Origin of the sequence: Shewanella psychrophila, assembly GCF_002005305.1 — a bacterium.
Taxonomy (GTDB): domain Bacteria; phylum Pseudomonadota; class Gammaproteobacteria; order Enterobacterales; family Shewanellaceae; genus Shewanella; species Shewanella psychrophila.
The window spans coordinates 5,796,246-5,808,006 of record NZ_CP014782.1 but is presented as its reverse complement, the minus strand read 5'-3'; the positions used below and the strand labels follow the sequence as shown (position 1 = coordinate 5,808,006).

Sequence of the window (11,761 nt, the reverse complement as noted above, 5' to 3'; positions counted from 1 at the left end):
TCCTTGTTTAAATTTAAGCTGCGTTTATTTGGTCTCGTTTGGCTATATCCCTCTGCTTATCCATGTACTGAGCTAAATCAGAAACATTGACTAACCACGGGGCTTTATTGCTGTTACACGTGCGATAAGCCGGTACTGGCAAGCGGCCAGCTTTGGCGTAGTTCTTTGCTGTAGTAGCACTTAGGCCAAAGAATTCATTACTGATATCTTCAAGATGAACAACTGCTTTACCTAGTTGAGCCATGAGTAAAAAGGTGGTGTTCATTGGTTTATGCCCCTTGTTTTCGCTGTAATGAAACTTGGTGTTTAAGTTCATTGTGTTTTTCAATCATTCTCAGTTTCGCTTCCCTGGTAGCCTTGATTAATTTTCTAAAGCTGGCAGCGTGTTGAGGTGAGTCGATAACCTCTTGCTGCCACACAGCTATACGTGCGTCATGCCATTGGAGAAAGGGAGTGATATTCACTTCTGATCTCAGTTGGTCGTGGTAATGTTTTAGTTGTTGAAATGAGTTCATGATGGCTACTCCTTATCTCTCTTAAGCAGAACGAGGGCAGAGTTGGTGTACGTTTGGCAGTACAGAGTGATTGATTCTATAAACCTTAGCGGTTTGTTCATCTTGCACTCTTAACGCGAAGGTTTGTCCTAATTCACCTGCCTGATTGCAGTAAGAGCGATAGAACAATCTAGATGCCTGGTTGTACATGAGATAATGATTTAGCTCGGCCAGGCGCTTTTGTACTCTATGGCAATCCATAGGGTTTTGTTCAGCAGCCATTAGGCAGGCAAATCGAATAGATATTAAAATTCTAAATTCAGTTCTTTGTTTTTTGGTATCTGGCATTTTAGATAAAATCATTCTCAGCTCGCTACATTATGTATATCGAAATACATAATGTAGGCCTCGAGTTTGAGTTTGTCAATACAATATGTATAATCCATACAAGAGTTGTTTCAGACCGTGTAGAAAATTGCTACGATTTGTTCTGGTTTGATTGGATAGGTAAAAGGAAAGACATGAATATAACAACAGTAGGTGTACAGAGTGTTTCCGTCAGTTTGGATGACGGGAAAAATATAGAGTCAAAGAGTGAGAAGGCTCAGCCTAAATCAGAACTAGCATTTTCAAATGTTTCTGGTGATTCAGTGACTTTATCAAGTGAAGCTATTGAGCTTTCAAAGGCTGAGGTAACAGTTATGGGTAATGGGAATGGTAATGAGCCTCCAAAAGTTAATCAATCTATAGGAGTTTCGTCTTATGGTAATGGAAACGGTAATGAGCCACCTAAAGTGGAGGCATTAAGTATTACTGAAGCTGGCATGAATTTGCGGGGGAATGGTAGTGGTAATGAACCGCTCATGTAAAAGTTAATTTGCGACTAACGGATTTATTCTGAGTGGGGTTTCAAGTGAATAATGGAATATGGAATACAGATCTCTATCAAAATGGGCTTATGATTTTAATAGGGTATATGTTTTGTTTGGTCTTTTGGCTGTTTAAAAACCGAACAGTGAACTCTTTTTTTATCTGCTTCGTTGTTTGGGTTATTGCAAGTGTCATTATGGATGGCATAGAACCTGTTTTATTCAAGACCACAGGGAATGTACCGTTAGATCGCTTTCTTTGGTACTTTGGTTTTGCTTTAATCGATTTCCTGGCTATTTATACTATTTTTAGGTGGCATCAAGTCGAGGGATTGAATTACAATCGTGACTGTATTGTAATGTGTTTGTTGTTGGCTGTTCTAATGTCCCTTCAAATGCTACGGTATATCGAGCGGCAAGTATTTGGTAGCGATCTATTGAAGGAGATCTACCGTGATGGTATACCTCTGCTAAATTCATTTGCTCTTGTTTATCTTATGTTTGCATCAACATTACAGGGAAGGAAGTTGAAAAATGTTTAATCTTATTACCGTCTCTATTTTTATTAGTTTATTTGTCGTTACGCTCTATTTTGTTATCAAAATTATCAAAAAATCAAATTTAACTTGTTCAGTTGATGATCAAAGCGTGAGCACTGGTGTTAACTGCGAAGTGTATTATATAGAGCTAACTAAGATTGCAATGGATAGAGCTGAAGCTGAGGAGAATAGTGATAATATGGGCGAATATATGCGAACGTTAAAGCTATGTGATGAACGCTTGATCGCAGTCTCGAAAAGAATTAGAGCAGCTAATAAATCTCACTTGAGAATAGCCAGTTAGAAAAGGTGGCAAGCTAATGTAATTCTAGCTTGCTGCTCGTTTGATAAAGTCTTGAATTTCAATAACTGCTGATATTTTATCCGTAGATTGATAATCAGCCTCTGCTAGAATTCGTGAAGCTTTCAAAATGTTATCAGCTCCAATTTTTTCATAGACTTTAAAGAACACCTCGGCATCATCAGCACTAATTTCAATTGCTCTTGCTAGTAACTTTAATGCATCTGTTAAATGCTGTTGCTCTGTAATAACCGGAGCTGAGCTAAGTTGCCCCTTTTCACTGGTGGATGGGGTATCTCCTTCAAATAGTTGGGACATATTGATATTAAGTAGCTCTGACAGCTTAATAAGTCCGTTTAAAGAAGGTTCCCTTCTTCCATTAAAATAATGACCTATTGCACCTTTGGTGGTCACACCAAAGGTATCTAGAAGATCACCTTGCTGAATGCCATTGCGCTTCATTAGCACTTCGGCATTTATTGCCCATTTTGGTTTACTCATACCCTGAATTAACTCCAAAACATCCATACACTCGGTCCCTATAAATAATACACACTGTATTATTATACCACAACATGACAAAACGTATCATTTCTGTTTGATCTTTCTCTATCTTGGTGTATATTTGGGTATACAAAATGTATACCCAAGGTTAACCATGTCACTAAAAAAATATTACGACAGCTTGAGTCGTCCTGAACGGTCTGCTTTTATTCTAAGGCTGGAATCGGTACTAAATAAATCAGAGGCTTCGGTTCGCTCCTATATTAATGGTCATCGTACTATCCAGGCTCAAGATGTTCGTAAGATCGTAGAGGTAACTCATGGAGGGGTGCTTGAGTACCAATTGAGGCCAGATGTTTACCCTATTCCTGGGGAAGCAATATGCAGTTAACCCATCGCTTTCTTTGTGACATTGCCGTGAAATGGCTCAAACGCTCAAATAGTAATGGCGGTCATGGGTGTCATGTTGCGGTGAGTGAAGTGCAAAGTGGTTGGCAAGGTGAAATACCTGATGCGATTGGTTTTCGCAATGCTAATGGGTATGTCGGCTCGGTTATGGTTGAGGTCAAAGTTTCCAGAGGTGATTTTCTTGCTGATAAAAAGAAGGCGCATAGGAATGGCCAGACAGTTGGTTTGGGAAATTGGCGTTATTACATGTGCCCAGCCGATTTAATTCAGCCTAGTGAATTGCCGCCTAAGTTCGGCCTGTTATACGTCAATAACCGTGGACATGTTAAGCCGGTGGTATCCCCTTTCCTAACAACTAATTTTAATGACCAACGTGACGTACTCGAAACTATGAAGTTCTCGTCGAATGTAAATCGAGAACAGTTCTTGTTAGTCCGGCTATTGAGTCGGGTTGGTGATGCTGAAAAGCTGAATAACAGTTTAAAAGAGGCTCGTAATACAGGTGTCTATTTTGAACGAAAATATCGGGATATTAGCCGTGATCATGATAAGTCCCGGCAGGAGTTTCTAAGCCTGAATCGTGAATTTAAATTACTAAAGGGATCCGATAATGGCTGATCAAGTTATATCAAGCACAGTTGTCAGAGTTGATCTAATTCAGATTAGTGAGGCCAGATACAGCGTTAGAACATTCGTTAATGGTTGTCACGATGCTCAGTATGGGGTTGGTTCTGAATCGTGGGCAGAAGCTTTATGTAAAGAGCTAATTCAAGCCGATAGGCTGAAACCTGAAACGAAGGTTGAGCCAATTTTCATAGAGCAGAATCAGTTAAGTGATAACAAAGGGCTGTCACGAGTCGAACTACAAGCAAAACTAAAAAGGTTAGAGGCGGAATTACTTAAACACAAAGCAGCCGCTACTAGTGGGATTGCTAGAGAGCTTCATCTGGCCAAGTCTAACCATGCATCTCTTCGCTCAAAAGAAATCTTAAAGCTTAAGAATTCATTGTTTGATCCTGAATGCCTTATTTGCTGTTTGGAAGGAGCTAAAGCTTGTTCTGTTCATGGGGCAGTTGATGTTGTTAACGGAATCACTGAAGAACCGCCATTGTTCGGTGTGGGAGTTACTAAAGACCTTGCTTGTTTCCATGATCTGAACACGGTTGATATTCAGGAATAATAAAGCCCGCTGATGTTTGGCGACGAACGCAGGCTTAATACCAAGAGAGTTTGATATTTACATTACCCAAGAATCGAGGATGTTATGAGTAATCAAGAGCAAGAAACCCTTATTTTTAAATTGATTGATGTGAATCCTAATTGGGATCCGAGTGACATTATTTTTATGCTTAATGAGATTAAGAAGTTGCGGGAACCTAACGATTCCCTTTAGTCGCTGTTAAACATTCTTTATACAGGTCGAGTAGTTTTGAACGGTACTCATCTGGTTTTTGTTTAAGGTTCTCTTTTTTAGCTATATCCATTGCTAAATCGAGTGCTACTGATTCTCTACTTGCGATTTTTAGCTCTGTTGAATCTGGCATTTGAACGTCCTGTTATTGAGATATTCTGAAATAAGAAAGCCCGCTGATGTTTGGCGACGAACGCGGGCTTAATACCAAGAGAGGCAATTTCATGTTACGCAAACGAGCATGTTACGTCAATTCGGCTGCTTTTTCTGAGCTGGTTGAGCGGGGGAGATCAATATGAGTATGGAGTTGATGGTTAAGGCCATGAAGTCGAAGGTGGGTAATCCTTTGCGTAAGCTGGTGCTCATTAAACTAGCTGATAATGCCAGCGATAGCGGCGAATGTTGGCCGAGTTATCAGCATATTGCAGACCAGTGTGAAATCGCTAAAAGCACGGTCAGAAAGCATATTAAGGAACTTGAGGGGGCTGGTTTTCTCACTATCACAAATCGAAAAGGGCCAAAGGGAAATAGCAGTAATATGTACACTTTGACCCTATGCCGCCAGATAGCCCCCCTTATGCCGTCAGGTAGCACAGGTGTGCCGTCAGATAGCACAGGGGGTATGCCGTCAGATAGCACCGGAATCAGTCACTCTTTTGAACCAGTCAATGAACCTTTAAAAACTAAAGCAAAAAAATCGATACAAATTCCTAAATTGGACTTTTCTTGCTGGCCAGGCATGCCAAGTGAGCAGACCTTGGCTGATTGGATGGCAATGAGAAAACGCCAAAAAGCCGATGTGAGTCAGACGGTGATTAGCCGTCTTGCAAGACAACTGCATATTGCCGTTGCGGCTGGATATCCAATCGATGATTGTTTAGCGGAGTGTGTGACTCGAAATTGGCGTGGGTTTGAATTGGTTTGGTTGACCAATGCTGGCGTTAGCAAGGCAAGGCTAGGGCAAGTATCCGGTGATCCCGAACATTTGAATAATGATTGGATTCAACATGTTTTTAATGACAAGGATCCCTTGATATGAGAGCTAAAAGTTTGCAAACCTTGCTGAGTTCAGGGCCGATAGTAGGTGTTGGTGGATCGGCATCTGGTAGGCCTGTTCCATCAGATATGGATATCGATATTGTAGATAGCGTGTTCAAAAAACTTAAAATTCTGTTTCCTGTTGGCGCACCCAAATCTGATGTTGAAGGAACTCATAAGGCTGAGTGGTTAAAAACTTTGGCTGCACAAAAAGTGCGTAGCCGTGATCAAGTTCAATACGGTTTGGATCGTGCTCGGCGTGAAGTAGGGGATAGAAAGTTTTGGCCCTCACCACGTCAGTTTTGTACTTGGTGTCTACCTTGTGCGATTGATGCTGGCTTACCTGAGCCAGAACAAGCATTCCGTGAGGCGCTTAAATATTATCGTTGTGCAGCCAATCACAGTTGGACTCATGAATTGGTTTGGTTAGCTATGCGAGAAACGGGGAGCTGGATGTTCAGCCGAGCGAACAAAAAGGAAGTGTTTGAGGTGTTTATCCGTAATTATGATGTGGTGACTCGTCGGTTTCTAGCTGGCGAAGTGTTTGATATTCAGCTGCCTAAGGCTTTACCGCCTAAGATGAATATTCCAACTAATCCTAGTGCGGCAAAGAAAAATATCGCCTTGATCCGTAAAAGATTAGATTTAAGAGGTGCTAATGAATGTAAATAAACTTATACAAAAAGTTTATTTACTGCAGGAGTCTCTTACAGGTTTTGACTCTAATAACGGTAAGTCTGTTTTATCGGTGCGATGGCAAGAACTTTTTTTGATAAGAGTATTAGCGGATCCGTTAAGGAACCTGTAATACGTATGAATATCGGTTAACGGGGTATGTATGGCCAGTGGTGTTGATGTGAGTAAATTAAATGATTCGGCTTTAAGGCGGTGGTTGAAAGGTGGTATTACACGCGATTTTCGTGACCTTCGTTTTCCTGAATTACGCTTACGAGCTAATGCTGACCGTGATAAAGCCAGTGTATTTTTAGTGTTAAATATTGGTGGTGAAACCAAGTGGGAGAAGATAGCCACTTGGCCGAGTGTCTGTATCAAGACACTTACTAATGATCTACCTGTCATGCTAGCTAAGCGAAGTACTGGAAATATGGTGATCGGACAGTTTGAAAAGCTGGCTGATCTCCTTAACTGGTATCAGGCTCATATCAAAAACAATTCAACTTATAGTGCCAGCTGGCGTAGTAATGTTGCTTCGTTGATTAAGTGCCATCTTATGCCTCGATTGGGGATGATGAGGTTGAGTGAGATCAGTTTTTCTGAAGTCGATACCCATTTAGTTAAGACGATGCTTCAAGATGAGTTTTCTCCCAACTATATTCGCGAGGCTGTGAATAAACTGAAGGTTGCGTTCGCAGCAGCTGCAAAGCTTCGTTTACTCAATACCAATCCTATTGCCGGTTATCAAGTAACTGACTCGATAAAGTTAGATGGTGCCAGAGATACCCGCCTTTTTGAAACGGATTTGACTGAGCTGTTTATTCGTTTGAGCGCTGAACTCATGCCTGTACAAATGTTGTTTGTCCTGATGATGATGTTCGGTACCCGGATTAATGAGACTCGCCAAGCACGATGGGAATATTTTGCTGGTGATACTTGGGTGATCCCCGCTAGCCATGCAAAGAATAAACAAGAGCATAGATTGCCATTAACTGAGTCTGCAAGAGTGTTACTTAAGCGTTATAAGCTGTGGCAACTTAAGCATGTGGGTAAGCGAGCTTATCTGTTTCCTGGTATGGCGGGGCCTATTTCGATCCGTACTGCACATAAGTGGAATACTCATATTCGATTCAAGCATTTCACTAGCCATGATCTGCGTATTTTATTTCGGACTATGGTGGCTGATCTGGGGGTCGATACCATGATTGGGGAGCGCTTAGTTAACCACGCCTTGCCTGTATTGTTGCGCACCTATGTTAAATCAACTCTCGACAAAGGAATGTCCCAAGCATTAGAGCAATATCATGCTTATTTGATTGATCGGGGATTTTCTTCTGTTGCGCCCGAGATATTGCCTAGATCAAACATTGATTATGAGAACCCTCAAAGCCAGATGGCTAGTGGGTGGGTATAACTATGACTGCATCATTACTAATAGAGTATGCATTTGGTAGGTTTTGGGGGAATTTATGAAGAAAAAAGGCTCAGATTTACTCAAAGCAGGTCGCACGATCAGAGGTTTTACTCAAGATGAGGTGGCGCAGATTTATGGGATTAGCTCTAAAACTTATGGTAGTTGGGAACGAGGAAGGACTGCAGTTTCTTATGATGATCTGTCAGCTATTTTCGACCAGGTATTTCAATTGCCCCTGGATAAAGTGACTGAGGTGGCTTGCCATGCAGCATGAGGCTCAAAGCGACGCATTAATGAATATTAAGACACTGCGCAAAGAGTTGAAAGTGTGGGGCCGCTATTGGGCGCAGCAAGAGCAGGGTCAAGGTTACTCAAGTCGAAGCGCTTGTGATCGGCTAAAAGAACCATTCACGCCTAGCAGTTGCGGCGGAAGTCGTGAGCATATCCCGCCAGATCATATCAATTTATATGACATGAAGGTGTACACCTTAGCGATAGATTGTCGTCGAGCACTAAGGGGGCAATATATTTGCAATGGCCAGTGGCAGCTATTGGGGTTCGACAATAATAAAACATTTTTGTTTTGGTTAAGACGCGCAGAGATAGCGCTGATCGGGGGGTAAAATGGCGGCTAGTTTGTCAGATGAATCAAAGAAATACCTGTATAATCAACTAATCAAGCCTGACGATGGTTCGTTATACGACCAAGTTTGATAACATTCCGGAATTTATCTCCTTCTCTCTTAGAACCCATGCGGCAGCAATCGCTTCTTGTTCACTAGCTAAAGGGTGATCCCGCTCCAATGCAAGGGTCATGGTCTCTAATGTAGTAAGAGTTTTCGCTCGGCGTAATTTAAGCAAATAGGAAAATGTTATTTCATCAAATTTTTGGGTATGCATGTCATATCTTTTTGGTTGGTAATATAAGGGGATAGGGCACTGGTAACATCAAACGGGAGTTAATAGGGCTGAGATATTACATATTCAATTAATAGTGTAAATAACGAACCTAATATTAGTCCGTTTTATGCATTAATTCCCCATATTTAGGGGTGGTGGAAAGGTTTGTCACCAGAATCCTCAGTTGCCTATGGTCTCAAAGGCCTACGACCAAAATACAAATTTTAGGAGAGTGGCATCCGGTGTCTCTTATCAGACCAGGAAGGCTTGGTATCGCTATACTTTACTTTTGTTTGTGTTTTGGAAGCGCTGAAATTCAGATATTATCATGTGCACAAGGTTATGCCGTGTTTGTGGTAAAAGTAACCGAGTAGCGGCGACAATATCCTTATCTGTCACGGTATCCACATTAAAAGAGTCTAAGATGACGTCCAATTCGGTTAAACCTAGTGCCGTTATGAGGTTGTAATATTGACTTAAGCGCATATCGACAGCTTCGCTCTCTATTCGCTGATATGTTTTCTCACTCATACCTATTTTTTGGGCTAGGTCCTTTTGTGTCATTTTACTTTCAATACGCTTATTTTTGATAATCGTTATGATTGTTTTTGGTGACATGGTTAACCTCACTTCCACCCTTTGTTAGGGGGATCTGGCTAAAAGACGGATTAATATTGGATGCGGAATTTACCCTGATTAGCATCTAGGTACCATGTCAGTCACAATGGTATTAACCTAATTTTATGTTATTGGTATTATTGTGTGGTTTTGTTGATTCTTTTGTGTGCCCTTGTTACTGCTGTTGTATAGTTTAGTCGAGTAATTGGATGAGTGAAAATCATAGATAGAGATAATATTCAGATTATATTCGCTAATAATCTTCAATATTTAATCGCGGGTCCTTCTGGCTGAAAGTACTGCGGGGGCGGCGAGGCTCAGTGCTTAACTATGTATGAGGATTTTGGGGTTGGGGTTGTTGTTTTATTGTGACCTGTCAGCCCTAATCTCTATCCATTACTGCTAATAGCCAATTAAGCATTGATTTTAAAGAGTTTGCATCAGCTATTCACCATCCCTCTCTGAGGGGCTCGGCTCAGATCTAATACACCAACTTTGCGATCATTCCAGATCCTTTATAAATACTAAGTATCAGGTTCTTTATTCTGATCCAGGAGGATTAAACTCGATTACGATACAGGAGTTCGATGAGTTCGTAGTTAAGGGGGTGGTAATTCGTTCTGTCCGCTGTCATCGACCTGTTAAAAGTGAAAAGTTATCACTTAACTGATAACTAATGATTACTCGTTTAGGGAATTTAACATTTTAGGTCGATTGTTACTGTTTTTCGGTCGTTTATTACCTTTTTTATCCCCCTTTAAATAGGTACATTTAGCTAAGCTTGTTATTGCTCTGTTTTAGCTATTTCAATCCGTCTTTCGCTTCGTAGCTCCTTTTTAGGGGCTATTTTTTTGCCTGTTTCTAGGTGGGTTTATGTTTCGTAGCAAGGTTTATATTGCTGGGCCAATGTCCGGTTTGGTTGATTGCAACCGTTCGGCGTTTAATCTCGCTGCTGATGTTCAGAAAGAATTAGGAAAAATTGTAATTAACCCGGCAATACTCCCAGCGGGTCTGAGTGAAGCTGAATATATGCAGATCTGCATTCCCATGTTGATGTGCGCTGATGAGATATACGTTCTTGACGGCTGGGAGCTCTCGGATGGAGCGATGGCTGAGAAAGCCCTAGCTAAAAAGCTCGACCTCAAAATTGTTTATCAAGAAGGTGTTGATCATGACATCGCTTTACTTGGTTTAACTGCTTCTGCTTAGCCGAGTTAAGGCCTACTAATTCTAGTGAGTTAACGATGAATTTATCCCAAAAACTTGCGGCATTTGGTTTAGCCTCAGTAGCCGTTTTTGCTGGGACAACTTTAGTGGCTCCTTTCGAGGGGCGTGTCTTGGAAACTTATATTGATCCTGTAGGCATTCTTACTGCTTGCTATGGTCACACAGGACCAGAGCTGGAGCATCGCCAATTTTTCAGCGAACAGCAGTGTCTAGAGTTATTCGCCAAAGACCTAGCTAAGTTCGATAGGCAACTTCTACGGTTATCACATCCGGTGATGCTCACTGACGGTGAACATGCAGCGTATCTCAGTTTTATCTATAACGTTGGGCCTGGGGCTTTCAGAGATTCAACGCTTCGTCGCAAGCTTTTAGCTGCAGATAGAGTTGGGGCTTGTAATGAACTGTCACGTTGGGTCTATGCCGATAGTAAAAAATTACCTGGATTAATACGGCGCCGTGAAGCAGAAAGGAAAATTTGTTTAGAGGAGTTAATTGATGTTGAGACAGCTGCTATCCGCAGGTGGTCGATTTCACCTGTATATCATTGCGTTTTTAATTATAGCGATCGTCCTACTAGGAGTTTCCCTTTCTCTGGTCCGTTCAGAAGTTGCCATTAAAGAAAGTGAAATTGAAACGCTCTCGTTAGCCAAAGCCGTTTTACAGACCGATTTGAACTTTATGGCTGAGAACGTCAGGAAAGCCGAAGTTGAAAAAGAACGCTTAAGGCAAGAGGCCCAACGAATATCGGTTCTAAATATTGAAAATTATCAGGCTAAAAATGAGATTGAAACTGCCTTTTATCAACTATCAAAACAGCTGGATAGGTTAAGGGATTCCAACGATGAACAAGTTAATGATTGGGCCAATACTCCTTTGCCTATTGATGCTGCCAGGCTGCTCAAGCAAGCCGCTAATTGTGCGAGCAGTGTCCACCACTCAGACAGAATATGTATTACCTCCAAAGGAAATGATTAGTGAGTGCCTACCGCCCCTTGAACCGATTATGACTAATGCCGATCACCTTGAGTACAGTTTATTGTTGCTTAGTGTTATTGCGAAATGTAATACCGACTGGCTAAGACTCAGAAAGTGGTGGGAGGTTCATACAGATGATTAATGATCCAAATATGCAAAAAGGAATATCAACTGCGGCCTATGGAGCCTCTTTTACAACCGCTGCAGGGGGAGCCGTATCAGTGAATCATATAGCGCTTTGGATAGGGATATTGTTCGCTGTGTTGACCTTCGTGATCAACTGGATTTACCAGGCTGCAAGAAACAGACGAGATGCAGAATTGCATGAGTTAGAGACTCAATTAATTAAAGCAAAAATGGATAAGTTGGAACAAGAAGATACTTAAGG

General features: G+C 41.4%; 22 protein-coding genes and 1 pseudogene. 16 read left to right on the top strand and 7 right to left on the bottom strand.

Annotated elements, in window-relative coordinates:
- Positions 1–13: 13 nt before the first annotated feature.
- From sps_RS25375 to sps_RS28375, 3 genes are read right to left on the bottom strand one after another with little or no spacing between them, the layout of a single operon-like run.
- A complete protein-coding gene (locus sps_RS25375) occupies positions 14–265 on the bottom strand; it encodes a pyocin activator PrtN family protein (RefSeq protein ID WP_077755044.1) in 252 nt (83 codons plus the stop codon).
- Positions 266–269: 4 nt separating this feature from the next.
- Positions 270–515 carry a hypothetical protein gene (locus tag sps_RS25370; RefSeq protein ID WP_077755043.1) on the bottom strand — a complete coding sequence of 82 codons (246 nt, stop codon included), beginning with the start codon at positions 513–515 and terminating at the stop codon, positions 270–272.
- A gap of 21 nt (positions 516–536) precedes the next feature.
- Positions 537–857 carry a hypothetical protein gene (locus sps_RS28375; RefSeq protein ID WP_149027361.1) on the bottom strand — a complete coding sequence of 107 codons (321 nt, stop codon included), beginning with the start codon at positions 855–857 and terminating at the stop codon, positions 537–539.
- Between the two features lie 158 nt (positions 858–1,015).
- On the opposite strand from sps_RS28375, the gene sps_RS25365 reads away from it, so the two are divergent.
- From sps_RS25365 to sps_RS25355, 3 genes are read left to right on the top strand one after another with little or no spacing between them, the layout of a single operon-like run.
- On the top strand, positions 1,016–1,363 hold the full coding sequence (locus sps_RS25365; protein ID WP_077755042.1) for a hypothetical protein: 348 nt from the start codon (positions 1,016–1,018) through the stop codon (positions 1,361–1,363).
- 44 nt (positions 1,364–1,407) lie between these two features.
- Complete coding sequence (locus sps_RS25360; RefSeq protein ID WP_149027360.1) at positions 1,408–1,905, top strand: hypothetical protein; 498 nt, start codon at positions 1,408–1,410, stop codon at positions 1,903–1,905.
- Positions 1,898–2,206, top strand: a complete 309-nt coding sequence (locus tag sps_RS25355; protein WP_077755040.1) for a hypothetical protein — start codon at positions 1,898–1,900, stop codon at positions 2,204–2,206. The genes sps_RS25360 and sps_RS25355 overlap by 8 nt, the downstream gene beginning before the upstream one ends.
- 24 nt (positions 2,207–2,230) lie before the next feature.
- Here sps_RS25355 and sps_RS25350 read toward each other — a convergent pair whose 3' ends face one another.
- On the bottom strand, positions 2,231–2,731 hold the full coding sequence (locus sps_RS25350; RefSeq protein WP_077755039.1) for a helix-turn-helix domain-containing protein: 501 nt from the start codon (positions 2,729–2,731) through the stop codon (positions 2,231–2,233).
- Between the two features lie 130 nt (positions 2,732–2,861).
- Between sps_RS25350 and sps_RS28370 the strand changes: the two genes are divergently transcribed.
- Genes sps_RS28370 through sps_RS25340 form a run of 3 tightly spaced genes read left to right on the top strand, consistent with a single transcriptional unit; the run spans position 2,862 to position 4,295 of the window.
- Positions 2,862–3,098, top strand: coding sequence for a YdaS family helix-turn-helix protein (locus sps_RS28370; protein ID WP_149027359.1), 237 nt, complete (start codon positions 2,862–2,864; stop codon positions 3,096–3,098).
- Positions 3,089–3,733, top strand: coding sequence for a hypothetical protein (locus sps_RS25345; protein WP_077755038.1), 645 nt, complete (start codon positions 3,089–3,091; stop codon positions 3,731–3,733). The genes sps_RS28370 and sps_RS25345 overlap by 10 nt, the downstream gene beginning before the upstream one ends.
- On the top strand, positions 3,726–4,295 hold the full coding sequence (locus tag sps_RS25340) for a hypothetical protein (protein WP_077755037.1): 570 nt from the start codon (positions 3,726–3,728) through the stop codon (positions 4,293–4,295). Before sps_RS25345 ends, sps_RS25340 begins: the two co-directional genes overlap by 8 nt.
- Positions 4,296–4,491: 196 nt before the next feature.
- Here sps_RS25340 and sps_RS28640 read toward each other — a convergent pair whose 3' ends face one another.
- Positions 4,492–4,659 (bottom strand): hypothetical protein, encoded by a 168-nt coding sequence (locus sps_RS28640; protein WP_169915942.1) that lies wholly within the window; start codon positions 4,657–4,659, stop codon positions 4,492–4,494.
- Between the two features lie 162 nt (positions 4,660–4,821).
- Here sps_RS28640 and sps_RS29010 point away from each other — a divergent pair, with 162 nt between their 5' ends.
- The 5 genes from sps_RS29010 to sps_RS25315 all read left to right on the top strand — a co-directional run bounded on the left by sps_RS29010 (position 4,822) and on the right by sps_RS25315 (position 8,276).
- A complete protein-coding gene (locus tag sps_RS29010; RefSeq protein WP_149027358.1) occupies positions 4,822–5,565 on the top strand; it encodes a helix-turn-helix domain-containing protein in 744 nt (247 codons plus the stop codon).
- Entirely contained in the window at positions 5,562–6,236 is a 675-nt protein-coding gene (locus sps_RS25330) for a replication protein P (protein WP_077755036.1), read from the top strand. The genes sps_RS29010 and sps_RS25330 overlap by 4 nt, the downstream gene beginning before the upstream one ends.
- A 166-nt stretch (positions 6,237–6,402) precedes the next feature.
- Positions 6,403–7,653: a tyrosine-type recombinase/integrase gene (locus sps_RS25325; protein ID WP_077755035.1), complete on the top strand. Its 1,251-nt coding sequence runs from the start codon at positions 6,403–6,405 to the stop codon at positions 7,651–7,653.
- Positions 7,654–7,708: 55 nt separating this feature from the next.
- Entirely contained in the window at positions 7,709–7,927 is a 219-nt protein-coding gene (locus sps_RS25320; RefSeq protein WP_077755034.1) for a helix-turn-helix transcriptional regulator, read from the top strand.
- Positions 7,917–8,276, top strand: a complete 360-nt coding sequence (locus sps_RS25315) for a hypothetical protein (protein ID WP_144046876.1) — start codon at positions 7,917–7,919, stop codon at positions 8,274–8,276. Before sps_RS25320 ends, sps_RS25315 begins: the two co-directional genes overlap by 11 nt.
- 73 nt (positions 8,277–8,349) lie before the next feature.
- Here the strand turns inward: sps_RS25315 and sps_RS25310 are convergent, their stop codons facing one another.
- Complete coding sequence (locus sps_RS25310) at positions 8,350–8,553, bottom strand: hypothetical protein (RefSeq protein WP_077755033.1); 204 nt, start codon at positions 8,551–8,553, stop codon at positions 8,350–8,352.
- Between the two features lie 276 nt (positions 8,554–8,829).
- Positions 8,830–9,171 (bottom strand): helix-turn-helix transcriptional regulator, encoded by a 342-nt coding sequence (locus tag sps_RS25305; RefSeq protein WP_077755032.1) that lies wholly within the window; start codon positions 9,169–9,171, stop codon positions 8,830–8,832.
- Between the two features lie 873 nt (positions 9,172–10,044).
- Here sps_RS25305 and sps_RS25300 point away from each other — a divergent pair.
- From sps_RS25300 to sps_RS25285, 5 genes and pseudogenes are all read left to right on the top strand, one after another.
- Positions 10,045–10,380: a DUF4406 domain-containing protein gene (locus tag sps_RS25300; RefSeq protein ID WP_077755031.1), complete on the top strand. Its 336-nt coding sequence runs from the start codon at positions 10,045–10,047 to the stop codon at positions 10,378–10,380.
- 35 nt (positions 10,381–10,415) lie between these two features.
- Positions 10,416–10,889 (top strand): annotated as a pseudogene (locus sps_RS25295) (lysozyme); the annotation flags it as partial.
- A gap of 187 nt (positions 10,890–11,076) precedes the next feature.
- Positions 11,077–11,373, top strand: a complete 297-nt coding sequence (locus tag sps_RS28635) for a hypothetical protein (protein WP_077755029.1) — start codon at positions 11,077–11,079, stop codon at positions 11,371–11,373.
- Positions 11,282–11,515: an Rz1-like lysis system protein LysC gene (lysC, locus tag sps_RS29285; RefSeq protein WP_418346783.1), complete on the top strand. Its 234-nt coding sequence runs from the start codon at positions 11,282–11,284 to the stop codon at positions 11,513–11,515. The genes sps_RS28635 and lysC overlap by 92 nt, the downstream gene beginning before the upstream one ends.
- A 10-nt stretch (positions 11,516–11,525) precedes the next feature.
- Positions 11,526–11,759, top strand: a complete 234-nt coding sequence (locus tag sps_RS25285; protein WP_169915940.1) for a holin — start codon at positions 11,526–11,528, stop codon at positions 11,757–11,759.
- Positions 11,760–11,761 lie beyond the last annotated feature (2 nt).

Bases quoted from the DNA above. Each gene is read 5' to 3' on its own strand.
- sps_RS25375 (WP_077755044.1), bottom strand. From the start codon at position 265: ATGAACACCACCTTTTTACTCATGGCTCAACTAGGTAAAGCAGTTGTT.
- sps_RS25370 (WP_077755043.1), bottom strand. From the start codon at position 515: ATGAACTCATTTCAACAACTAAAACATTACCACGACCAACTGAGATCA.
- sps_RS28375 (WP_149027361.1), bottom strand. From the start codon at position 857: ATGATTTTATCTAAAATGCCAGATACCAAAAAACAAAGAACTGAATTT.
- sps_RS25365 (WP_077755042.1), top strand. From the start codon at position 1,016: ATGAATATAACAACAGTAGGTGTACAGAGTGTTTCCGTCAGTTTGGAT.
- sps_RS25355 (WP_077755040.1), top strand. From the start codon at position 1,898: ATGTTTAATCTTATTACCGTCTCTATTTTTATTAGTTTATTTGTCGTT.
- sps_RS25350 (WP_077755039.1), bottom strand. From the start codon at position 2,731: ATGGATGTTTTGGAGTTAATTCAGGGTATGAGTAAACCAAAATGGGCA.
- sps_RS28370 (WP_149027359.1), top strand. From the start codon at position 2,862: ATGTCACTAAAAAAATATTACGACAGCTTGAGTCGTCCTGAACGGTCT.
- sps_RS25345 (WP_077755038.1), top strand. From the start codon at position 3,089: ATGCAGTTAACCCATCGCTTTCTTTGTGACATTGCCGTGAAATGGCTC.
- sps_RS25340 (WP_077755037.1), top strand. From the start codon at position 3,726: ATGGCTGATCAAGTTATATCAAGCACAGTTGTCAGAGTTGATCTAATT.
- sps_RS28640 (WP_169915942.1), bottom strand. From the start codon at position 4,659: ATGCCAGATTCAACAGAGCTAAAAATCGCAAGTAGAGAATCAGTAGCA.
- sps_RS29010 (WP_149027358.1), top strand. From the start codon at position 4,822: ATGAGTATGGAGTTGATGGTTAAGGCCATGAAGTCGAAGGTGGGTAAT.
- sps_RS25330 (WP_077755036.1), top strand. From the start codon at position 5,562: ATGAGAGCTAAAAGTTTGCAAACCTTGCTGAGTTCAGGGCCGATAGTA.
- sps_RS25325 (WP_077755035.1), top strand. From the start codon at position 6,403: ATGGCCAGTGGTGTTGATGTGAGTAAATTAAATGATTCGGCTTTAAGG.
- sps_RS25320 (WP_077755034.1), top strand. From the start codon at position 7,709: ATGAAGAAAAAAGGCTCAGATTTACTCAAAGCAGGTCGCACGATCAGA.
- sps_RS25315 (WP_144046876.1), top strand. From the start codon at position 7,917: ATGCAGCATGAGGCTCAAAGCGACGCATTAATGAATATTAAGACACTG.
- sps_RS25310 (WP_077755033.1), bottom strand. From the start codon at position 8,553: ATGCATACCCAAAAATTTGATGAAATAACATTTTCCTATTTGCTTAAA.
- sps_RS25305 (WP_077755032.1), bottom strand. From the start codon at position 9,171: ATGTCACCAAAAACAATCATAACGATTATCAAAAATAAGCGTATTGAA.
- sps_RS25300 (WP_077755031.1), top strand. From the start codon at position 10,045: ATGTTTCGTAGCAAGGTTTATATTGCTGGGCCAATGTCCGGTTTGGTT.
- sps_RS28635 (WP_077755029.1), top strand. From the start codon at position 11,077: ATGGCTGAGAACGTCAGGAAAGCCGAAGTTGAAAAAGAACGCTTAAGG.
- lysC (WP_418346783.1), top strand. From the start codon at position 11,282: ATGCTGCCAGGCTGCTCAAGCAAGCCGCTAATTGTGCGAGCAGTGTCC.
- sps_RS25285 (WP_169915940.1), top strand. From the start codon at position 11,526: ATGCAAAAAGGAATATCAACTGCGGCCTATGGAGCCTCTTTTACAACC.